The 22203-nt window shown below is 61.2% G+C and carries 15 protein-coding genes, 2 tRNA genes and 3 rRNA genes; 12 read left to right on the top strand and 8 right to left on the bottom strand.

Annotated features, from left to right (window positions below; genetic code table 11):
• Positions 1-10 precede the first annotated feature (10 nt).
• The gene (gene hemJ, locus RTK35_RS25400) at positions 11-436 is read right to left on the bottom strand and encodes a protoporphyrinogen oxidase HemJ (protein ID WP_316909287.1); all 426 of its coding nucleotides are present in this window, start codon (positions 434-436) and stop codon (positions 11-13) included.
• 188 nt (positions 437-624) lie between these two features.
• On the opposite strand from hemJ, the gene RTK35_RS25395 reads away from it, so the two are divergent.
• From RTK35_RS25395 to erpA, 3 genes are all read left to right on the top strand, one after another.
• A complete protein-coding gene (locus RTK35_RS25395) occupies positions 625-1350 on the top strand; it encodes a DUF6776 family protein (RefSeq protein ID WP_316909286.1) in 726 nt (241 codons plus the stop codon).
• Positions 1351-1354: 4 nt separating this feature from the next.
• Complete coding sequence (locus tag RTK35_RS25390; protein WP_044405734.1) at positions 1355-1768, top strand: polymer-forming cytoskeletal protein; 414 nt, start codon at positions 1355-1357, stop codon at positions 1766-1768.
• Between the two features lie 81 nt (positions 1769-1849).
• Positions 1850-2200, top strand: coding sequence for an iron-sulfur cluster insertion protein ErpA (gene erpA / locus RTK35_RS25385; RefSeq protein ID WP_044405735.1), 351 nt, complete (start codon positions 1850-1852; stop codon positions 2198-2200).
• 47 nt (positions 2201-2247) lie between these two features.
• On the opposite strand, the gene RTK35_RS25380 is transcribed toward erpA, so the two are convergent.
• Together RTK35_RS25380 and RTK35_RS25375 are read right to left on the bottom strand one after the other, a co-directional pair.
• The gene (locus RTK35_RS25380; protein ID WP_316909285.1) at positions 2248-3339 is read right to left on the bottom strand and encodes an anhydro-N-acetylmuramic acid kinase; all 1092 of its coding nucleotides are present in this window, start codon (positions 3337-3339) and stop codon (positions 2248-2250) included.
• A 4-nt stretch (positions 3340-3343) separates the two neighbouring features.
• Positions 3344-4789 (bottom strand): peptidoglycan DD-metalloendopeptidase family protein, encoded by a 1446-nt coding sequence (locus RTK35_RS25375; protein ID WP_074967522.1) that lies wholly within the window; start codon positions 4787-4789, stop codon positions 3344-3346.
• A gap of 179 nt (positions 4790-4968) precedes the next feature.
• On the opposite strand from RTK35_RS25375, the gene tyrS reads away from it, so the two are divergent.
• The 9 genes from tyrS (at position 4969) to RTK35_RS25330 (ending at position 15572) form a co-directional block, all read left to right on the top strand.
• Positions 4969-6168 (top strand): tyrosine--tRNA ligase, encoded by a 1200-nt coding sequence (gene tyrS / locus RTK35_RS25370; RefSeq protein WP_316909284.1) that lies wholly within the window; start codon positions 4969-4971, stop codon positions 6166-6168.
• Between the two features lie 438 nt (positions 6169-6606).
• Positions 6607-8142 (top strand): 16S ribosomal RNA (locus RTK35_RS25365).
• 93 nt (positions 8143-8235) lie between these two features.
• Positions 8236-8312, top strand: a tRNA-Ile gene (locus tag RTK35_RS25360).
• Positions 8313-8338: 26 nt separating this feature from the next.
• Positions 8339-8414 (top strand) — tRNA-Ala (locus RTK35_RS25355).
• Between the two features lie 224 nt (positions 8415-8638).
• Positions 8639-11530, top strand: a 23S ribosomal RNA gene (locus tag RTK35_RS25350).
• A 122-nt stretch (positions 11531-11652) separates the two neighbouring features.
• Positions 11653-11768 (top strand): 5S ribosomal RNA (gene rrf, locus RTK35_RS25345).
• The 16S, 23S and 5S rRNA genes sit together here with 2 tRNA genes alongside, the layout of an rRNA operon.
• A 247-nt stretch (positions 11769-12015) precedes the next feature.
• Complete coding sequence (locus tag RTK35_RS25340) at positions 12016-12678, top strand: paraquat-inducible protein A (protein ID WP_074973543.1); 663 nt, start codon at positions 12016-12018, stop codon at positions 12676-12678.
• Positions 12665-13288 (top strand): paraquat-inducible protein A, encoded by a 624-nt coding sequence (locus RTK35_RS25335; RefSeq protein ID WP_107331827.1) that lies wholly within the window; start codon positions 12665-12667, stop codon positions 13286-13288. Before RTK35_RS25340 ends, RTK35_RS25335 begins: the two co-directional genes overlap by 14 nt.
• Positions 13281-15572, top strand: coding sequence for a PqiB family protein (locus RTK35_RS25330; protein ID WP_044407831.1), 2292 nt, complete (start codon positions 13281-13283; stop codon positions 15570-15572). The genes RTK35_RS25335 and RTK35_RS25330 overlap by 8 nt, the downstream gene beginning before the upstream one ends.
• Positions 15573-15638: 66 nt before the next feature.
• Here the strand turns inward: RTK35_RS25330 and mksF are convergent, their stop codons facing one another.
• From mksF to RTK35_RS25305, 5 genes are all read right to left on the bottom strand, one after another.
• Positions 15639-18479, bottom strand: coding sequence for an Mks condensin complex protein MksF (gene mksF / locus RTK35_RS25325; protein WP_208276237.1), 2841 nt, complete (start codon positions 18477-18479; stop codon positions 15639-15641).
• Positions 18476-19180 (bottom strand): Mks condensin complex protein MksE, encoded by a 705-nt coding sequence (gene mksE / locus RTK35_RS25320; RefSeq protein WP_069566494.1) that lies wholly within the window; start codon positions 19178-19180, stop codon positions 18476-18478. Before mksE ends, mksF begins: the two co-directional genes overlap by 4 nt.
• Positions 19170-20417, bottom strand: a complete 1248-nt coding sequence (mksB, locus tag RTK35_RS25315; protein WP_044407837.1) for an Mks condensin complex protein MksB — start codon at positions 20415-20417, stop codon at positions 19170-19172. Before mksB ends, mksE begins: the two co-directional genes overlap by 11 nt.
• A 101-nt stretch (positions 20418-20518) precedes the next feature.
• Complete coding sequence (locus tag RTK35_RS25310) at positions 20519-21124, bottom strand: hypothetical protein (protein WP_316909283.1); 606 nt, start codon at positions 21122-21124, stop codon at positions 20519-20521.
• A gap of 147 nt (positions 21125-21271) precedes the next feature.
• Positions 21272-21955 (bottom strand): hypothetical protein, encoded by a 684-nt coding sequence (locus tag RTK35_RS25305; protein WP_316909282.1) that lies wholly within the window; start codon positions 21953-21955, stop codon positions 21272-21274.
• Positions 21956-22203 lie beyond the last annotated feature (248 nt).

The raw sequence follows: 22203 nt of genomic DNA, 5'->3' as shown, positions 1-22203 counted from the left end.
TTGGATGGGATCAGAAAGGCTTGACCACGACCAGAATGACGATGGCCAGCAGGAAGAACACAGGGACTTCATTGAACCAGCGGTAGAAGACATGGCTGCGTGCGTTCTCGCCACGGGCGAAGCGCTTGAGCATCGCGCCGCAGGCGTGGTGGTAGCCGATCAGCAGCACCACGAGGGTGAGTTTGGCGTGCAGCCAGCCTTGGCTGAACCAGCCAGGGTTGAGGTACAGCATCGCGCCGCCCAGCAGGAGGGTGGCAATCATCGAGGGGCCCATGATGCCGCGGTAGAGCTTGCGCTCCATGATGCAGAATCGCTCTCGGCTGGGCTGGTCCTCCGCTGCGGCGTGATAGACGAACAGACGCGGCAGGTAGAAGAGGCCGGCGAACCAGCAGACGACGGCGATGATGTGGAAGGCCTTGAGCCAGAGGTAGAGCATGGAAAATGTCCGTTGTGTGAGATCGGTCCGATAGTAGAGGCTCAGGCGGCAGCGCGTCACCCCGGCGGTTGGCCCATGGCGGATCGGGCTTTATCATCGGCGCCTTTGCAATGGGCCGCTCTGGCCAGGTGGTTTCGCATGGCTCTTGCCTTCTCTGTCCTGTTCCGATCCCTGGACTGCGCCCGCTGATGGCCAGTTGGGAAGTCCGTGTCAGTGATCCACGTCGTGAGCATTTGCTGAGACTGGTGCTGTGTGTGCTGGTGCTGGCGTTGCCGGCTTCCTTCTTCGCCGGTGGTTGGCAGCAGGCGGAGCGTGCCCGCGAGGCGGTCGAGCAGCGGGACCAGTTGCTGCAGCAGAACCAGGAGCAGGCCCGCGAGCTGGAGCAACTGCGTCAGCGCCAGGCGGTGCTGGAGAGTGGCGAGCGCCTGGGCCAGCAGGCCAATGAACAGAGCCGGCAGGCCATCAAGATGATGGAGGAGCAGGTTTTTGCCCTGCAGCAGGAGCTGGCGGTCTACAAGGGCGTGCTGGCTCCCGAGCGCCAGGCGGATGGGTTGCGTATTCGCGCGCTGGAGGTGCACGGCACGGACACGCCGTCCCGCTACCGCATGCGGCTGATGCTGAGCCGGGTGGGCAAGGACGAGCGTGCGCTCGCAGGGGCTTTATCGATTCGCATCCTGGGTCGCCAGGGGAACAAGGAGACGGCCTTGCTCCTGGCTGATCTGGCGAAGGACCTGCCGAAGGGCGGTGTGCCTTTTTCATTCAAGTATTTCCAGGCCATTCCTGATGCCGGGCGCTTCATCGAACTGGAGTTGCCGGAAGGCTTCGTTCCACGTCGCATCGAGGTTAGCGCGCGGGTGGAGGGGCAGCGTGAGCCGCTGACGCGCACGTTCGACTGGACCGACGAGGAGTCATGAACCTATGTGGAACAAGCAGAAACCCAAGGCAGACCTGCAGCGCTACAGCGGCAAGACCAGCATCATCGCGACCGGGGCCGAGCTGGTGGGCGATCTGCGCTTCCAGGGCGCGGTGCAGGTGGATGGGCGCCTGACGGGCAATTTGTCTGCCGTGGAAGGAATGGTGCGCATCAGCGTGGACGGGTTGGTCCAGGGTGAGATTCGTGCGCCCCACGTCATCATCGATGGTGAGGTGCAGGGCGATGTGTACGCCAGCGAGCACCTGGAACTGGGCGCACGGGCGCGGGTGAAGGGTACGGTGTTGTATGGACTGATGGAGATGGCCATGGGCGCGCAGATCGACGGGCGCCTGGGCCAGATCAAGGAGTCTGCCAAGCCGCTCGAACTGCCGTCGCGGGTCGATGAGGCCGATGCTTAATAGTTGACCAGTTTTCTAGGGTAAGCGGATAATGCGGCGCCATAGCGCAGTATGGCGGCGTCAAGCCGGGAGAGTTGCATCATGAGTGTCGAATCCTTCACCCCTACCGCCCTGATGTTCACCCAGGGGGCCGCAAGCAAGGTGAAGAACCTGATCGATGAAGAGGGCAATCCGCGCCTGAAGCTCCGCGTCTTCGTCACCGGTGGCGGTTGTTCCGGTTTCCAGTACGGTTTCACCTTCGATGAAGACGTGGCGGACGATGACACCATCGTCGAGCGTGACGGTGTGAGCCTGGTAGTCGACCCCATGAGCTTCCAGTACCTGGCCGGCGCCGAGGTGGATTACCAGGAAGGCCTGGAAGGCTCGCGCTTCGTGATCAAGAACCCCAATGCAGCCACTACCTGCGGCTGTGGGCAGTCCTTCTCGATCTGATCGGACTTTGTCTACCGAACGCCGTGCTCATGCGCGGCGTTTTCGTTTCAGGCGGGGTAGATCGCGCCGAGGATGCGGGGGCCCCGGGCGCCAGTCACGCTCGGGCGATTGGCGGGAATGCCTTCCAGGCAGCAGTGGGCGAGCCAGCCAAAGGCCATGGCTTCCATCCAGTCCGCAGATACGCCAGCGTCATCGGTACTGCAAACCCGGGTAGAGGGGAGCAAGTCGGCCAATCGCTTCATCAGGGCGCGGTTTCGCGCGCCACCGCCGCACACCAGCAGCTCATCAGTGCTCGGCTGAGCCGCCTGCAGGGCGTCTGTGACTGTGCGTGCGGTGAACTCCAGCAAGGTGGCCTGGACGTCCTCGGCAGAAGGCGGCGTGTCCATTCGTGCCAGCTTGTCGTCCAGCCAGGGCAGGTTGAAGTGCTCTCTTCCCGTACTTTTGGGGCCTTGAGCGAGGAAGAATTCGTCTGCCATCAGCGCCTGGAGCAGGGCTGCGTCGATCTTGCCGCTGGCGGCCCACTCGCCATCCGCGTCGTAGGGTTTGCCCTGATGGCGGGCTATCCAGGCATCCAGCAGGACATTGCCGGGGCCACAATCGAAGCCGAAGACCGGGCGCTCTGGCTGCAGAAGCGAAAGATTGCTGAAGCCTCCAACGTTCAGGACGGCGCGATGGCAGTCGTTGCCGAACAGGGCTTCATGGAATGCAGGGACCAATGGGGCCCCTTGCCCGCCTGCGGCCATGTCCCGGCGACGAAAGTCACCGACAACGGTAATGCCGGCCAGCTCTGCCAGGAGCGCACAGTTGCCGATCTGGATCGTGAATCCCCGGCCAGGCTCGTGGCGTACCGTCTGGCCGTGACTGCCTATTGCCCGAATGGCATCGGGGCCGAGCCCTGCTTGCTGGAGGAGTTGCTGGATACCCTGTGCCGCGAGTCGTACCCAGCGTTGTTCCGCCAGGGCTGCACGGGCGAGTTCGTCCTCGCCGGGGGCGCACAGTGCAAGAAGGGTGTCCTTCAGGTCACCGGGCATGGGGATGTAATGGGAGGCGAGAAGCCGTGGGCGGCTGTCTTGCGCAATCAGGGCGATATCCAGTCCGTCCAGGCTGGTCCCGGACATGACCCCGATGTAGTACGGCATGCGTTTACTGCTGCTTGTTCTGGGCAAGCATGGTGGCCTTTTCCTGGTCCATGCGTGCCATCAGCGGCTTGCTCAGTTGCAGGAAGCGCTTCTTCTCGCTGGCGATGAGCGGATCGGCCATGGGGAGCTTCACGCTGAGCGGGTCGACGTGCTCGCCGTTGACTTGGAACTCGTAGTGAAGATGCGGGCCGGTCGAGAGCCCGGTGGTGCCGATGTAGCCAATGATCTGGCCCTGCTTGACGCTCACGCCGGTCTTGATGCCTTTGGCGAAGCCCTGCATGTGCCCATAGAGGGTGCGGTACTTGCCGCTGTGCTGGATGATCACGGCATTGCCGTAGCCACCACGGCGCCCAGCGAGCATGACCTTGCCATCACCCGTTGCCTTGATCGGTGTTCCGCGTGGAGCGGCGTAGTCGACGCCCTTGTGCGCGCGGATCTTGTTCAGGATGGGGTGCTTGCGGCCCAGCGAGAAGCGGGAGCTGATCCGAGCGAAGTCCACGGGGGTACGGATGAAGGCCTTGCGCATCGCGGTGCCATCATCACGGAAATAGCTTGCGATACCTTGGGCATTGGCAAAACGGACAGCGGTGTAGGTCTTGCCGCGGTTGGTGAACCGCGCTGCGAGGATGGCGCCCGAGCCTACTTCCTTGCCGTTGACGGTCTTCTTCTCGTAGATGACCTCGAATTCGTCGCCTTCTCGAATATCGAGTGCGAAGTCGATGTCGTAGTCGAAGATGTTGGCCAGGTCCATGGTCAGGTTGTGGGAGAGGCCGGCACGTTTGGCGGAAAGGAACAGCGAGCTGTCGATCACGCCGTGCGCGTAAGCCGAATGGATATCAGGCTTGGCAATATCGCGCTTGAAGTCGTAGCCCTTCTCGGTCTTGGTGAGCGTGACGGCTTCCAGATCACTCAGCTGGGAATGGAGGCTCTGGAACTCGCCTTCCGGGGTCAGCCGGAATTCGAAGGGCTGACCGACCTTGAGGCGGGTGAGGGACTTGGCATCCTTGCTGCTGTCGAGAATCTCGTGAAGCACGCTCGCCGAGAGACCGACCTTGGCAAACAGCGTGGACAAGGTATCGCCGCTATCGACCTTGACGGTCTTCAGGCCAGGATCGACGGGTGTACTCGGGGAGGAGGCTGATGTGGAAGCATCCTGCTCATCCGTGCTGGAATCGCTATCTGCGCTGTCCTTGGCATCCGCGGACGGTTCGATGGTGGCAAAGGGAGTGCTTGACTCGCCTTCGCTGGATAGGCCCTGTCGGAGATCGTCCTTCTCCTGAATCAGCGCTTCAGCGCCGTTGTCCATGTCCAGATTGATGTAGGTCTTCTTCGCCTCGACTTCCCGAGACGGGAACACCAGCAAGGCCAGGCTCAGAAGCGCAGCTACACCGCTTGCGGCCAGCAGATGGCTCTTCGGATAGCGCGGCGCTTTGGGAACGTTATGCGTCATGGCGTGTGGTGTTATTAAGAAAGTGATCTAACTGCCTAAAATATAATCAAATAGGCCCTCAGGCAACCTCGGGAACCGACCTTTCGGCGGTCGGTCTGGCTGCGGGCGCAAAACTTGTAATTAGTCAGCGATCTTGTATGTTTGGTTCCCTTTTGTATTTACGTGGCACGGGGCCTTACATGAAGTCGGTTGAGGAGCAGCTTGCGCTTATCAAGCGCGGTGCGGAAGAAGTACTGGTCGAGGCGGAGCTGATCGAGAAGCTCAAGACGGGGCGTCCGCTGCGCATCAAAGCCGGCTTCGATCCGACGGCACCTGATCTGCACCTGGGGCACACCGTCCTTATTAATAAGCTGCGTCAGTTTCAGGAGCTGGGGCATCAGGTGGTTTTCCTGATCGGGGGCTTCACCGGAATGATCGGTGATCCCAGCGGCAAGAGTGCCACTCGCCCTCCGTTGACTCGAGAGCAGGTGCTGGAGAATGCTGAGACCTACAAGGCGCAGGTTTTCAAGATCCTGGATCCCGAGCGGACCGAGGTGGCGTTCAACTCCACCTGGATGGATCAGCTGTCGCCGGCTGACTTCATTCGCCTGTCTTCCCAGTACACAGTGGCGCGGATGCTGGAGCGGGATGACTTCAGCAAGCGCTACGCCACCAACCAACCGATTGCGATCCATGAGTTCCTCTACCCGTTGGTGCAGGGCTATGACTCTGTTGCGCTTCGCGCCGATGTCGAGTTGGGCGGTACCGATCAGAAGTTCAACCTGTTGATGGGGCGCGAATTGCAGCGTGCCTATGGGCAGGCGTCCCAGTGCATCGTGACCATGCCGTTGCTTGAAGGGCTCGATGGGGTCAAGAAGATGTCCAAGTCCTTGGGGAACTATGTGGGCATCCAGGAAGCGCCGGGCGTCATGTACAACAAGCTCGTGTCGATGCCAGACAGCTTGATGTGGCGTTACTTCGAGTTGCTCAGCTTCCGCTCCATGGAAGAAATCCAACAGTTCAAGCGTGATGTTGAGGCAGGGGCCAATCCTCGTGACATCAAGATCAAGCTGGCTGAGGAAATCGTGGCTCGCTTCCATGGTGAAGAGGCGGCGGCCAGTGCTCATCGCTCGGCTGGCAATCGCATGAAGGATGGCGAGCTTCCGGACGACCTGCCTGAGGTGGAGTTGCGCGCATCCGAGGGTATGCCGGTGTCGTCTGTCCTTAATAAGGCAGGGTTGGTGAAGAACGCTGCTGCGGCGCGTGATCTCTTGGCGGCAGGCAGCGTGCGCGTCGATGGGCAAGTGGTCGATCGCTCGTTCGTGTTCGAGCTGGGCAAAAGTCATGTATGTCAGGCGGGTAAGAAGGCGTTCGCGCGCATCTCGCTGAAGGCGGAATGATTTTTCGAAAATAGGTGTTGACGCCGTGGCTGAGGTCTCTATAATGCGCACCACTCCCACGGCGGACAACGAAAACTCCTTGAAAATCAATGAGTTAAGTGTTTGAAGTGGGATGCGGTTCCGGGGTGGTTGCGGATTCGCGGTGATTGATTTGCTAGTCAGGTTGATTGCTGAAAAGAGGTGTTGACAGCGAGTTTGAATGCTGTATGATTCGCCTCCCGCTGATGTTGAAGAGTGTTTCGACGGATGCGCAAGTTGTTGAGTAGAAAGAAAAAATTCTTCGAAAAACAGCTTGACAGAAAGAATTCGTGTGGGTGCTTGTGATGTAAGACTGGTAGTCGACTGATTATCAGCAACACAAGTAACACTCGTGAATTCGAGAGTTTATTTGCGATTGCTGAGCCAAGTTTAGGGTTTTCTCAAAACCCAAGCAGTATTGAACTGAAGAGTTTGATCATGGCTCAGATTGAACGCTGGCGGCAGGCCTAACACATGCAAGTCGAGCGGATGAGTGGAGCTTGCTCCATGATTCAGCGGCGGACGGGTGAGTAATGCCTAGGAATCTGCCTGGTAGTGGGGGATAACGTTTCGAAAGGAACGCTAATACCGCATACGTCCTACGGGAGAAAGTGGGGGATCTTCGGACCTCACGCTATCAGATGAGCCTAGGTCGGATTAGCTAGTTGGTGGGGTAATGGCCCACCAAGGCGACGATCCGTAACTGGTCTGAGAGGATGATCAGTCACACTGGAACTGAGACACGGTCCAGACTCCTACGGGAGGCAGCAGTGGGGAATATTGGACAATGGGCGAAAGCCTGATCCAGCCATGCCGCGTGTGTGAAGAAGGTCTTCGGATTGTAAAGCACTTTAAGTTGGGAGGAAGGGCAGTAAGTTAATACCTTGCTGTTTTGACGTTACCAACAGAATAAGCACCGGCTAACTTCGTGCCAGCAGCCGCGGTAATACGAAGGGTGCAAGCGTTAATCGGAATTACTGGGCGTAAAGCGCGCGTAGGTGGTTCAGCAAGTTGGATGTGAAAGCCCCGGGCTCAACCTGGGAATTGCATCCAAAACTACTGAGCTAGAGTACGGTAGAGGGTGGTGGAATTTCCTGTGTAGCGGTGAAATGCGTAGATATAGGAAGGAACACCAGTGGCGAAGGCGACCACCTGGACTGATACTGACACTGAGGTGCGAAAGCGTGGGGAGCAAACAGGATTAGATACCCTGGTAGTCCACGCCGTAAACGATGTCGACTAGCCGTTGGGATCCTTGAGATCTTAGTGGCGCAGCTAACGCGATAAGTCGACCGCCTGGGGAGTACGGCCGCAAGGTTAAAACTCAAATGAATTGACGGGGGCCCGCACAAGCGGTGGAGCATGTGGTTTAATTCGAAGCAACGCGAAGAACCTTACCTGGCCTTGACATGCAGAGAACTTTCCAGAGATGGATTGGTGCCTTCGGGAACTCTGACACAGGTGCTGCATGGCTGTCGTCAGCTCGTGTCGTGAGATGTTGGGTTAAGTCCCGTAACGAGCGCAACCCTTGTCCTTAGTTACCAGCACCTCGGGTGGGCACTCTAAGGAGACTGCCGGTGACAAACCGGAGGAAGGTGGGGATGACGTCAAGTCATCATGGCCCTTACGGCCAGGGCTACACACGTGCTACAATGGTCGGTACAAAGGGTTGCCAAGCCGCGAGGTGGAGCTAATCCCATAAAACCGATCGTAGTCCGGATCGCAGTCTGCAACTCGACTGCGTGAAGTCGGAATCGCTAGTAATCGTGAATCAGAATGTCACGGTGAATACGTTCCCGGGCCTTGTACACACCGCCCGTCACACCATGGGAGTGGGTTGCTCCAGAAGTAGCTAGTCTAACCGCAAGGAGGACGGTTACCACGGAGTGATTCATGACTGGGGTGAAGTCGTAACAAGGTAGCCGTAGGGGAACCTGCGGCTGGATCACCTCCTTAATCGAAGACATCAGCTTCTTCATAAGCTCCCACACGAATTGCTTGATTCACTTGCGAAAAGCGATTGGGTTTAGACCCGAAAGTGTGACGATTGGGTCTGTAGCTCAGTTGGTTAGAGCGCACCCCTGATAAGGGTGAGGTCGGCAGTTCGAATCTGCCCAGACCCACCAATTGTCGAGGGCGCAGCAGGTCTGAAGGGGCCATAGCTCAGCTGGGAGAGCGCCTGCTTTGCACGCAGGAGGTCAGGAGTTCGATCCTCCTTGGCTCCACCATCCGCACAATCGCTGAAAGCTCAGAAATGAGTACCTGGTTCAGGTATTGATTTCTGGTCTTTGCGCCAGAACGTTCTTTAAAAATTTGGGTATGTGATAGAAGTGACTTGTTGAGTGTTTCACTGCACTCAGCAACTCAAGGCAAAATTTGCGAGTTCAAGCGCGAATTTTCGGCGAATGTCGTCTTCACACCATGACCACTTGCAGATTGCTTGGGGTTATATGGTCAAGTGAAGAAGCGCATACGGTGGATGCCTTGGCAGTCAGAGGCGATGAAAGACGTGGTAGCCTGCGATAAGCTTCGGGGAGTCGGCAAACAGACTTTGATCCGGAGATCTCTGAATGGGGGAACCCACCTAGGATAACCTAGGTATCTTGTACTGAATCCATAGGTGCAAGAGGCGAACCAGGGGAACTGAAACATCTAAGTACCCTGAGGAAAAGAAATCAACCGAGATTCCCTTAGTAGTGGCGAGCGAACGGGGATTAGCCCTTAAGCTTCTTGGATTTTAGCGGAACGCTCTGGAAAGTGCGGCCATAGTGGGTGATAGCCCCGTACGCGAAAGGGTCCTGGAAGTGAAATCGAGTAGGACGGAGCACGTGAAACTTTGTCTGAACATGGGGGGACCATCCTCCAAGGCTAAATACTACTGACTGACCGATAGTGAACCAGTACCGTGAGGGAAAGGCGAAAAGAACCCCGGAGAGGGGAGTGAAATAGAACCTGAAACCGTATGCGTACAAGCAGTGGGAGCCTACTTTGTTAGGTGACTGCGTACCTTTTGTATAATGGGTCAGCGACTTATATTCAGTGGCGAGCTTAACCGAATAGGGGAGGCGTAGCGAAAGCGAGTCTTAATAGGGCGTTTAGTCGCTGGGTATAGACCCGAAACCGGGCGATCTATCCATGAGCAGGTTGAAGGTTAGGTAACACTGACTGGAGGACCGAACCGACTCCCGTTGAAAAGGTAGCGGATGACTTGTGGATCGGAGTGAAAGGCTAATCAAGCTCGGAGATAGCTGGTTCTCCTCGAAAGCTATTTAGGTAGCGCCTCACGTATCACTCCAGGGGGTAGAGCACTGTTTCGGCTAGGGGGTCATCCCGACTTACCAAACCGATGCAAACTCCGAATACCTGGAAGTGCCGAGCGTGGGAGACACACGGCGGGTGCTAACGTCCGTCGTGAAAAGGGAAACAACCCAGACCGCCAGCTAAGGTCCCAAAGTTGTGGTTAAGTGGGAAACGATGTGGGAAGGCTTAGACAGCTAGGAGGTTGGCTTAGAAGCAGCCATCCTTTAAAGAAAGCGTAATAGCTCACTAGTCGAGTCGGCCTGCGCGGAAGATGTAACGGGGCTCAAACCACACACCGAAGCTGCGGGTGTCACGTAAGTGACGCGGTAGAGGAGCGTTCTGTAAGCCTGTGAAGGTGAGTTGAGAAGCTCGCTGGAGGTATCAGAAGTGCGAATGCTGACATGAGTAACGACAATGGGTGTGAAAAACACCCACGCCGAAAGACCAAGGGTTCCTGCGCAACGTTAATCGACGCAGGGTGAGTCGGCCCCTAAGGCGAGGCTGAAAAGCGTAGTCGATGGGAAACGGGTTAATATTCCCGTACTTCTAGTTACTGCGATGGAGGGACGGAGAAGGCTAGGCCAGCTTGGCGTTGGTTGTCCAAGTTTAAGGTGGTAGGCAGGGTGCTTAGGAAAATCCGGGCGCTCAATGCCGAGAGCTGATGACGAGTTATCTTTTAGATGACGAAGTGGTTGATGCCATGCTTCCAGGAAAAGCTTCTAAGCTTCAGGTAACTAGGAACCGTACCCCAAACCGACACAGGTGGTTGGGTAGAGAATACCAAGGCGCTTGAGAGAACTCGGGTGAAGGAACTAGGCAAAATGGCACCGTAACTTCGGGAGAAGGTGCGCCGGTGAGGGTGAAGGATTTACTCCGTAAGCCCATGCCGGTCGAAGATACCAGGCCGCTGCGACTGTTTATTAAAAACACAGCACTCTGCAAACACGAAAGTGGACGTATAGGGTGTGACGCCTGCCCGGTGCCGGAAGGTTAATTGATGGGGTTAGCGCAAGCGAAGCTCTTGATCGAAGCCCCGGTAAACGGCGGCCGTAACTATAACGGTCCTAAGGTAGCGAAATTCCTTGTCGGGTAAGTTCCGACCTGCACGAATGGCGTAACGATGGCGGCGCTGTCTCCACCCGAGACTCAGTGAAATTGAAATCGCTGTGAAGATGCAGTGTATCCGCGGCTAGACGGAAAGACCCCGTGAACCTTTACTGTAGCTTTGCACTGGACTTTGAGCCTGCTTGTGTAGGATAGGTGGGAGGCTTTGAAGCGAGGACGCCAGTTCTCGTGGAGCCATCCTTGAAATACCACCCTGGCATGCTTGAGGTTCTAACTCTGGTCCGTCATCCGGATCGAGGACAGTGTATGGTGGGCAGTTTGACTGGGGCGGTCTCCTCCCAAAGAGTAACGGAGGAGTACGAAGGTGCGCTCAGACCGGTCGGAAATCGGTCGCAGAGTATAAAGGCAAAAGCGCGCTTGACTGCGAGACAGACACGTCGAGCAGGTACGAAAGTAGGTCTTAGTGATCCGGTGGTTCTGTATGGAAGGGCCATCGCTCAACGGATAAAAGGTACTCCGGGGATAACAGGCTGATACCGCCCAAGAGTTCATATCGACGGCGGTGTTTGGCACCTCGATGTCGGCTCATCACATCCTGGGGCTGAAGCCGGTCCCAAGGGTATGGCTGTTCGCCATTTAAAGTGGTACGCGAGCTGGGTTTAGAACGTCGTGAGACAGTTCGGTCCCTATCTGCCGTGGACGTTTGAGATTTGAGAGGGGCTGCTCCTAGTACGAGAGGACCGGAGTGGACGAACCTCTGGTGTTCCGGTTGTCACGCCAGTGGCACTGCCGGGTAGCTATGTTCGGAAGAGATAACCGCTGAAAGCATCTAAGCGGGAAACTCGCCTCAAGATGAGATCTCACTGGGATCTTGAATCCCCTAAAGGGCCGTCGAAGACTACGACGTTGATAGGTTGGGTGTGTAAGCGCTGTGAGGCGTTGAGCTAACCAATACTAATTGCCCGTGAGGCTTGACCATATAACACCCAAACAATCTGGTGTTGTTGGTGAAGTCGACAAACCGAAAGTTCGATTGAACCGCAAAGTACTGTCACATACCCGAATTCGGGTGAGCGTCTCGACGATCACCCTAAAGAATTGCTTGACGACCATAGAGCGTTGGAACCACCTGATCCCATCCCGAACTCAGTAGTGAAACGATGCATCGCCGATGGTAGTGTGGGGTTTCCCCATGTGAGAGTAGGTCATCGTCAAGCACCTATACCAAACCCCCGATCATCGAAAGGTGATCGGGGGTTTGACTTTGCGCGAAAGAAAATCGCACTGAACTCCGACGCGCATATAGCGGGCTGAAACGCTGTTGCAGTGCACGAACACTCCAGGTGCAGGCCTTTGAGCAGGGCGAGAAATGAACCTCGGTCTGCCAGATGCAGTCACACTCGGGCAGTCTCTTTTGAGGCTGTGCTCGTCTAGAATAAGCGCGAATCTTCGTGAGCTCCCCGTATGCCTGACTCGGCTGAAGTCCGCCCGTTGTCCGAATACCCCCTGGAGGAATTGCTCGCCTGCCCCGAATGCGACCTGCTGATGCATCGCCAGCATGTCGAAGAGGAGCAGAAAGCCTGCTGCCCCCGTTGTGGCTACGAGCTGATCGTCCACCGTGCGCAGATGGAGCGACGGGCCATGGCACTCGTGCTCACCGCCCTGCTGCTGTTCGTACCGGCGAACTTCCTGCCCATCATGAAGCTCAACCTGCTCGGGCAGACCACCCAGGACACCATCTGGACCGGCGTGCTCGGCCTCTACGACAGCGGCATGCAGGGCGTCGCCGTGCTGGTGTTCCTCTGCAGCATGGTCATCCCCCTTCTCAAGCTCGTCTGCCAATTGCTGGTCCTGCTGTGCATACGCTGGCAGCGCTACCAGGTGGTGGGCCTGCACCTGTATCGTCTGTATCACCACCTGCGTGAGTGGGGGATGCTCGAGGTCTACCTCATGGGCATCCTCGTCAGCATCGTCAAACTGATCGACCTCGCCGACCTGCACCTCGGTATCGGCCTGGCCTGCTTCATCGGCCTGCTGCTGTCCCAGGTCTGGCTCGAAGTCACCATGTCGCCCCATCAGGTCTGGGATGCATTGGACGAAGGAGGGCACGCCAGTGAGAGCGCTTGATGCCGGCATCCTCGTCTGCGGCGAATGCCATCAGCTCAACCGGCCGGACCCTGATGACGAAGCTCCCAACTGCACTCGCTGCGGCTCCCGACTTCACGCCCGCCGGCCCGACAGCCTGGTACGCACCTGGGCCCTGCTGCTGACTGCCACCATCCTCTACATCCCGGCCAACGTGCTGCCGATCATGACGGTCAACTTCTTCGGCAAGGGCTCGCCCTCCACCATCATGGAAGGCGTCATCGAGCTGATCCACGCCGACATGCTGCCCATCGCCCTGGTCGTCTTCACCGCCAGCATCCTCGTGCCCACCTTCAAGCTCGTGGGCATCGCCCTGCTGCTTTACTCCGTACAACGCCACCAACCGATGTCCGCCCGCCAGCGCATCCTCATGTACCGATTCATCGAATGGATCGGCCGCTGGTCCATGCTGGACATCTTCGTGATCGCCATCCTCGTGGCGTTGGTCAATTTCGGGAACCTCGCCAGCATCGAGGCCAACATCGGCGCCGCGGCCTTCGCCAGCGTCGTGGTCCTCACCATGGTGGCGGCAGTGACCTTCGACCCTCGACTCATCTGGGACAACACCGATATGGACGACGAGCATGGCTGACCTGCCCAAGCCCACGAAGAAGAAAACCACCAACTGGTCCGCCATCTGGGTCCTGCCCCTGATCGCCCTCGCGATCGGCCTCTGGCTGGGCTGGAAGTCCATGAACGAAGCCGGGATCAACATCACCATCTACTTCGAGAACGGCGAAGGCATCCAGGTCGGCAAGACCCAGCTCATGTACAAGGGCATCCAGGTCGGCAAGGTCACTGACCTGCACGTCAGCGACGACATCAAGGGCGTGGTCGCCACCGTCGAAGTGCTCAAGGAGGCCGAGCCCTACCTGAGCAAGGAAACCCGCTTCTGGCTGGTCCGCCCCCGCGTCTCCCTCGCCGGCGTCACCGGGCTGGAAACCCTCGTCTCCGGCATCTACATCGCCATCGACCCGGTCAAGGGCGAGCCCGAGCGCAAGTACCACGCCCTCGCCGAACCGCCGCCGCTCTCCGACTCGCTGCCCGGCCTGCACATCACCCTCAAGGCCGAGCGCCTCGGCTCGCTGGAACAGGGCAGCCCCGTCTACTACCGGCAGATCCAGGTCGGCCAGGTGAAGAGCTACCAGCTCGCCGCCGACCAGCGCACCGTCGAGATCAAGGTGCTGGTCGAACAGCCCTACGCCCACCTCGTGCGCAAACACACCCGCTTCTGGAACGCCAGCGGCCTCAACGTCACCGCCGGCCTCTCCGGGGTCAAGATCCGCACCGAATCGCTGCTCAGCATGGCCGCCGGCGGCATCGCCTTCGCCACGCCCGAGAACCGCCAGGACAGCCCGCCCACCGACTCCACCATCCCTTTCCGCCTCTACGACGGCTTCGAGGCGGCTGAGGCGGGCCTCAAGGTCCTGCTGCGGATGGAAGACGTCAGCGGCCTCAACCCCGGCAACACCCCCGTCATGTACAACGGCGTCCAGGTCGGCACCCTCAAGAAGCTCGACATGGACAAGAACTTCGCCGGCGCCACCGCCGAACTGACCATGGAGCCCCGCACCGAAGACTTCCTCGTCGAAGGCACCGAGTTCTGGACGGTCAAACCCTCCATTTCCCTCGCCGGCATCAGCGGCATCGAAGCGCTGGTGAAGGGCAACTACATCGCCGTGCGCTTCGCCAAGAGCGGCACCCCAACCCGTGAGTTCACCGCCCGGCCCAAGGCCCCGCCGCTCAACACCGACGCCCCCGGCCTGCACCTGGTGCTCACCAGCGACAAGCTCGGCTCCCTCGATGTCGGCAGCCCCATTCTCTACAAGCAGATGCGTGTCGGCAGCATCCAGAGCTACCAGCTCTCCCGCGACCACCAGCGCGTCGTGGTCGGCGTGCACATCGAGCCCGAGTTCGCCTCCCTGGTGAACGAATCCACCCGCTTTTGGAATGTCAGCGGCGTCAGCATCAAGGGCGGGCTCTCCGGCGTCGAAGTGAAGAGCGAGTCCCTGCAGACCCTGCTCGCCGGCGGCATCGCCTTCGCCACCCCCGACGCCAAGGCCACCCCCGTCACCAAGCCGCGGCGCTTCACCCTCTACGACAACGAGAACCTCGCCCTCGGCAAAGGCACCCTGGTGGAGATCCTCATGCCCCAGGCCGACGGCCTGCGCGAAGGCACCCCGGTCCGCTACAAAGGCCTGGATGTCGGCAGCGTCGAGCGCATCTCCCTGGCGGACGACCTCAGCCGCGTCGTCGTGGTCGCCCGTATCACCGAGTCCGCTGAGCGCATCGCCCGCGAAGGCACCCAGTTCTGGGTGGTGAAGCCCGAGCTCGGCCTGGTGCGCACCGCCAACCTCGACACCCTGGTCAGCGGCCAGTACCTCGAAGTCCAGCCGTCCTCCCGCAAGGGCGCCAGCCAGACGCGCTTCACCGCCCTGGCCCAGCCGCCGTCCACCATCGCCCGGGAAGAGGGCCTGCGCGTCACCCTCAGCACCGCCCGCCGGGGCTCCATCAAGCCCGGCGTCGTGGTCAGCTACCGCGAAGTGCCGGTGGGCAAGGTGGAGAGCTTCGAACTCGGCAGCTCCGCCGACCGGGTGCTGATCCACATCCTCATCGAGCCCCGCTACGCGCCCCTGGTGCGCAGCGGCACGCGCTTCTGGAATGCCAGCGGCGTTGGTATCGATGCCGGCCTGTTCAAGGGCGTGAAGGTGCGCACCGAGTCCCTCGAAGCGCTGCTGGAAGGCGGCATCGCCTTCGCCACCCCGGACAACGCCCAGATGGGCAGCCCGGCCATCCCCGGCCAGACCTTCGCCCTGCACGACGAACTCAACGAAGAGTGGTTGAAGTGGGCACCGAAGATCGAACTCGGCAAATGACCCCACCCCGATAACAAAAAGGGCCGCGAAGCGGCCCTTTTTGTTGTCAGCGAAACAGCATCCCGGTCAGGCGGGCTCCACCTCGGAACCCGTCGCCTCGGCGGTGGCCGGGCTGGCTGCCTTCTCGCGGGGCTTGATGAACTTCCAGTCCGCCTCGTCGATGTAGATGCCGTTCGGGCCGCTGCCGCCTTCCAGGTCGATGGCCACGTGGGCCGAAACCTGCGGCTTCACCGACGCCAGGATGGGCGTGAAGCCCAACTGCGCACTGGTCTCGATCAGCGCCTGCTGGTTGCGCTCGTCGATGTCCGCCGCCTCGTCCAGGTAGTAGGGCAGGCGGATGCGCCCGGCCTGCTCGCGATCCATCAGGTGCAGCAGCAGGTACATGTTGGTCAGCGCCTTGATGGTCATGGTCGTACCGTTGGACGCCGCGCCATCGATGTCCGTGTGGATAACCGGCTGGCCATGCACCTTGGTGATCTCGAACGCCAGCTCGAACAGGTCCTTCAGGCCCAGCTGGTTGCCGTTGGCCGCCACCAGGCGTGCCAGGTACTCCTTGGCCTCCTCGTTCTTCGCGTCCTGCTCGGCGGACTGGGTCAGGTCGAACACCGACAGGGTCTCGCCTTCCTCGTACTGGCCGGCGCTGTGGATGATCTGGTCGATGTGGCGCAGCGCATCCTTGTTCGGCGCCAGCACGATGCGGAAGCTCGCCAGGTTCGACACCTGCCGCTTGTTGATCTCGCGGTTGAACAGCGCCAGCTGGTGTTCCAGGTTGTCGTAGTCGCTGCGGATGTTGCGCAGGGTCCGGGCGATGTCGGTCACCGCCGCACGGCGGGCCTTGGCCAGGGTCAGCGCCTCGTCCTGGCGGTGGGCGTAGGCGTTGATCAGCAGTTGCAGGCGACGCTCGGCATCTTCCTCGCTGTCGAACTTCGCCACGCCCTTCAGGCGGACCTGGGCATAGAGCGCGTCGATCTGGCCATCGATGCGTTGCAGCGCCTGCCAGGTGTCCTGGTAGTCGTTGAGCAGCGGCAGCAGGTTATCGAGGCTGTCGTCCACCGGGTCGGTGAACGGCGTACCGAAGGGCAGGTCGGCCGGCAGCAGCTGGCGACGGCGCAGCGCGTCCTCCAGGGTGCGTTCCTTGGCTTCCAGGTCGGCCAGCTGACGGCCCACCAGCTGCAGCTTGGCGGACAGCTGCTGGACGCGCTCGGTGAAGGCATCGCTGGAGCGCTTCAGCTCGTCCTGCGAGGCTTCCAGCACCGCCAGCTTCTCCAGCTTGGCGGGCTCCTCGGCGGTCAGGGTCTGGGTCTTGCGGAAGTCCTCCAGGGCCTTCTGCGCATCCAGCACCGCCTGGTACAGCTGCTCGGCCTGGGCCTTGCTCGCGGAACGGTCGGCGGCCACGGACTGCTGGGTCTTCAGCTGCTTCAGCTCGCGTTCCAGGCGGTCCTTCTGGTCGCGCAGCGCCGCCCGGTCGGCCAGGGCCTGCAGGGCCGGCGGCTCGATGTGGGAAAGGTCCACCTCCAGGCCAGGGGCGATGAAGTGATCGCCCTTGAAGCCATCCAGCACCGCTTCCAGGGTCTTCACCCAGGCGTCCGCGTCATCCAGCTGGATGCCTTTCTCGCCCAGCGGCAGGCTGAACAGCTGGCCGTTGAACAGGCGCATCAGGCGATCCACGTCGGCCTGGGAAAACTCCTCGCGCAGGCGCGAGTAGCTGTTGTTGTCGGCATGGTCGAGCTGCTGCTTCACCGCCTTCAGGCGCTTCTCCAGATCGCGCACGCGCTCGTCCAGGTCCTCGGTGGAGAACTGGCGGGACTGGGCCAGCGCACCGGCCAGCTCGTCGTGGGCGTCCTTCGCGGCGAGCAGTTGCTGCTCCAGCACCTTGGCGTCTTCCACCAGCGCAAAGCGATTCTTCAACACCGCCAGCTCACCCAGCCAGCGCTGGGTCTCGGTGATCTCGCGCTCCAGGCGCATCAGCTCGGTGGTGCCACCGCGCTGCTCGTTCTGCAGGCCGTCCTGCTCGCTGCGGTAGTGCTCGGCCTGGATCACCAGCTCCTCGCGGCGCGCGCCCGAGTAGTCGTGCCAGGTGCCCAGCAGCGAATCCAGCAGGGGCGACAGGCGATGCAGCTTGCCGCGCAGGATCTCGCGTTGGGTCACGCCGTTGGCCAGTGCCTCCACCAGCGGGCCGGCGGCCACCAGCGCCTGGTAGTCCTGCTCCATGCGGCGCACATCGCGGAAGGCCTCTTCGGTGGCCGCGATGTAGTCCACGCTGCCCGAGCGCAGGCTGTGCTCGAACGCATCGAGGAACAGCTGCTTGAGCTTGGCCGCGGTGATCTCGCGCATGTGCAGCAGGTTGATGAACAGCGCGCGGAAGGTCTTCAGGCTGTGCTCGCTGGTGGAGCGCAGCGGGATCAGCGTCAGGTCCAGCGGGATCGAGGTATGCCCGCCCACCAGCAGACGGCGAAGCTCATCGGGCTTCAGCTCGTAGGCCTTGATGCCCTCGCGCTCCAGGTTGGCGAACAGCTCGCGCTGGCGCAGGCAGGTGCCGTTCTTCTGGTAGTGATCCAGGTCCAGGCTGCCCTGGTAGGCGAAGAACTGGTGACCGAAACCGCCACCCGGGCCGCGACCGGCCACGCCGATCACGTGCGGGCCGTGGGGCAGGGACACCTCCACGAGGATGTAGCTGGTGTCGGTGGCGAAGTAGAACTTGCGCGACTGCTCCAGGCTGTACTTGCCGAAGCTCATGTCCGACATGCGCGCCAGGATGGGGAACTGCAGCGCGTTGATCGACGCAGACTTGCCCAGGTTGTTGGCGCCGTAGACCGACAGCGGGTTCTCCAGCGGGAACAGGCCCAGGCTGTAGCCGGCGGTGTTCAGCAGGGCGAAGCGGCGGATGCCGTAGCGTTCCTGGCTCATGCGTCGATCTCCTGTGCAGCGCGCTCTTCGGCCATGGCGCGGGCCAGGGCATCTTCTTCGGACTCATCCACAGGGCTCTCCTGCGGATCGAGGCTGACGATGGGCTCGTCGCCGTCGTCGTCCATCAGCACCGGCGCCTGCAGCGGCAGGTCGGTGCTGTGCAGGCTGGCCGCCAGGTCGCGGTCGTGCTGCACCGACAGGCATACATCGAGGAAGCGGTGCATCGGCGGCAGGAAGCGGTACACACCGTTGCTGTCCTCGGCGAAGCCCAGCTGGGTGAGGCGGCGGATGATCTTCTCCTCCAGCTCCTCATGGGTGGTCACCTCGGCCTGCAGGAACAGGTCACGGTACTTGTCCAGCAGGGCCGGCAGCTCGTCACGGCCGATGCTGCCGCCGTCGAGCACCGCCAGCGGGTCGCGGCCCTGGTCGGCCAGGTGCTCCACCAGGATGAAGGTGAACAGCGCCAGGCGCTGCGCCGTCTTGTTCACCTGCGCGCCCATCTGCTCGGGCACGAAGTAGTAGAAGCCGCGCGGGTCACACACCAGCTCGAAGCCCAGGGCCTTGAACAGCGCCCGGTACTGGTCCTGCATGGTGGACAGCTGGGCGTAGCACTCCGGCTCGCTGCGGGAGAGGTGATAGCCCTTGAACAGCTCGCGGAAGATCGCCTGGAGCTGGGTCATTTCGGAAAGATCAAGTTGCATGGTTTTCGCTCTTGATGAGGGCGAAGGAGCTCAGGCTGACCTGATGCTCGGCGGTGAGGTAGTCGCGGCGCTCGAGGCGTTCGCGCTGGAAGCGGCCATCCCGCGACAGGCGGGAGAACCAGTACAGCAATTCGTCGGTGGCGCCGTCCGGCTCCTGCTCCAGCAGCCAGGCCATCAGGTCCGGCAGCGGCAGGGCCTGCTCGCAGCGCTCGATCATCTCCCGTGCCGTGCGCGGGGCCTTGGGCGGCGCGCCCTTGCGGCCAACGCCGGCCTTGGGGAAGTGCGCCGGCTTGGGCTCGAAGCGCGCCAGGGCGTAGACGTAGGCCTCCACCTGGGACGCGCTGCCGAGGAAGGTGCTCTGCGGCCGGGTGAACAGCGGCATCGCCGCCTGGGGCACCCCGTCCAGGCCCTTCTTGCGGATCACCGAGAGCGCCAGGGCGGCGCCACGGGTCACGGCGTTGTGCCGGCGCGCTTCCTCGCGCAGCGGCAGCAGCAGCTCACGGGCCTTGCGCAGGGTCAGCTGGGCCGTGGTCTGCATCTCCAGGATGCGCGCATGGGTGCGCAGCAGCAGGTCGTCGTCCACCAGCTGGCCCAGGCGCTGTTGCTCACCGAGCAGCTTGAGCAGCACCTGCTCCACCCGGCGCACGCCCTGCTCGAAGGCGCCATCGGCGGACACCAGCTGGATCATCGGCTCGACGTACTCGTCCCAGGTCGCCAGGACCTCGGCATAACGCTGGCGCAGCGGAATCTGCCGGTCGCTGGTCTTGGCCCGCTCGGCCACGCCCACCAGCGCCTGCTCGTCGTTGTCGAGCTTCTTCAGCACGTCACGCACACGCATGTCCAGCAGGCGCAGCTGGCGTGCCAGGTCGTTGCCGTCGCGGATCTCGAAGGCTTCCTGGATGTGCCCGGCCAGGCGCTCCAGGTGGCGCAGGTAGGCCTCGATCTCCAGGCACAGGCCGAGGCGGTGCTCGCGGCGCAGGTAGGCGAGAAAGTCGTGGATCTGGGCGTTCAGCTCGAAGCGATTGGGGCTCTTGGCCACCGGCACCAGGATATCCAGGCGGATCCACTGGTCGAGCAACGCGGTGATATCGGTGGGCGTGCCCGCCGGCAACTGGGCGCCGACCTGCATGCGCAGCTCGGACAGGCTCAGGGTGCCCGTATCGAAGCGCTCGCACAGCGGCTCCAGCAGCGACCAGTGTTCGGCGAGGGCGCGCAAGACGCGCTTGGGTTCGATCATCGTGGGAGACGGTCCCTGCCAGGAAAAAGGGGGCGATTGTACTGCATGAGGGGGGCGACGAATCAGCCCGAAGCGATCAAAGGATCGCGTGCCGCACCCGGTCAGGCGTGGCGGAAGAGTCCGATCAGGTGGTCCGCGATGGCGGCCTTGATGGTGTTGACCTCCAGCTGCGACAGGTGGCCCAGGCGCGTGGTGTCGACGCGGTGCAGGTGCAGCGACGGCATGCGCGCCTCGTACTCGCGCAGGTCACCCTTGGCCAGCACCGGCAGGAAGTGGTCGTGCTTGGCCTGGTAGCGCTGGATCAGCAGCTTCAGCCCCTCCTGGAAGGGCACCTCGCGGGAGGCGGCCAGGCGATGCTCGCCGGGGATCTTCAGGTACAGGCCGGTGTGGCCCATGGTCTCGCCAGGGAGGATGTGGATGCCCGTGGGCTGCACCGCCTCCGGCGGGATCTCGTTGAAGGTGTCATGCCAGGCCTGCTCGTCGGGCAGGATGGTGATGCTGCCGTGGGTCTCCTCCGGCACCACGAAGCTGTAGTTGCTGTAGAGCTTCTCCACGTAGCTGGAGTAGACGCACAGGCGGTTCTCGAAGCGCAGCAGGAAGTCGATGGCCTGCTGGCGGTCGGTGATGGCGTCGAGGTCCCAGGCCAGGTCGTTCTGGTTCTTCAGTTCGTCCCAGCGGGCGTCGGCGTAATCCGGGTCTGTGGTCATGAGAGAGAGGAGGGCGGCCATGGCAGGGTGGGAGCAGAAAACATGCCAGGCCGTGAAGGCACGGCCTGGCATGGCCTGGGGCGATTCTACGCCCCCGGCCCCCCTCCTGCGCCAGTCGCAAACTGACGCAGTGCGTCACCTGGGCGATCAGGGCACCAGCGTCACCGGGACCGAGGCGCCGTTGGGGTAGGTGCTGTTGAAGGATTCGAAGGTGGTGCAGAAGGCGTGCTCGTCGAGGAAGTACTGCGGGTAGTTGGGGGCGTTGTCATCCAGGTTGACGGCCAAGTAGTCGAAGTAGGTCGTCCCGTTCTTCACCGATGAGCCGACCTTGCTGAGCGGGAGGTAGGTGCCGTCGAGGCTGACGCCTTGCACGTCAAGGCTGGAGGTGACGAACAGGTTGCACAGCAGGTCCGCCTCCGGGATCGGGGCGGGGTTGAACAGTTTGACCACCCTGGTGAACGCAAGCTGAGTAGTGGTGGCGGCCAGGTTGGGGCTCAAGGAGCCGGAGGTGGGCGGGAGGTTGAAGTACCCGGCCAGGACCATGTTGAACGTGGTGGTATCCGTGGGCTCCTGGTTGTAAGGCGTGTTGTTGTTCCCGTCATAGGTAATGACCTTGCCGACAGTCAGCGTGCCGGTGATGGCCGCAGCCGCGCTCAGTGCATTTCGTCCGAACAGCTTGGGCTTAAGCGTGGATGGGGCGAGCACTGCGCGGGGCTCACCCCTCATCAGGCTGAGTTGACGATCCAGCGCACTCTGCTCACCCGCCGCCGAGGCCATGAAGGGTAGGCCGAGCGCAACGAGGGCGATGGGAAGGACAGGGAATTTCAGCATGGCAACGGCTCCTTGTTGGTTTGGAGCCGGCAGTTGAACAGGTGCCCCGGTGCTCGCCCAGCTATCCAAAGACGGGTGAACGCCGAGGGCGGATAGCGGTGGCGCATCACCAGTCCTAAGCCAGGGCGGCAAGCCCGGGTGTGGATTTGGGTAACAACCGCAACGGTAGCTCGGTACGGGGCCCATGCAATTCCGCCCTTTTCCCGCCTATGGGTCGGGCCTAAATGGCGGGGGCGCCCCTATAGTGG

Source organism: Pseudomonas sp. zfem003 (assembly GCF_032621675.1).
Lineage (GTDB): Bacteria > Pseudomonadota > Gammaproteobacteria > Pseudomonadales > Pseudomonadaceae > Metapseudomonas > Metapseudomonas otitidis.
This window is presented reverse-complemented; position numbering and strand designations above follow the sequence as displayed.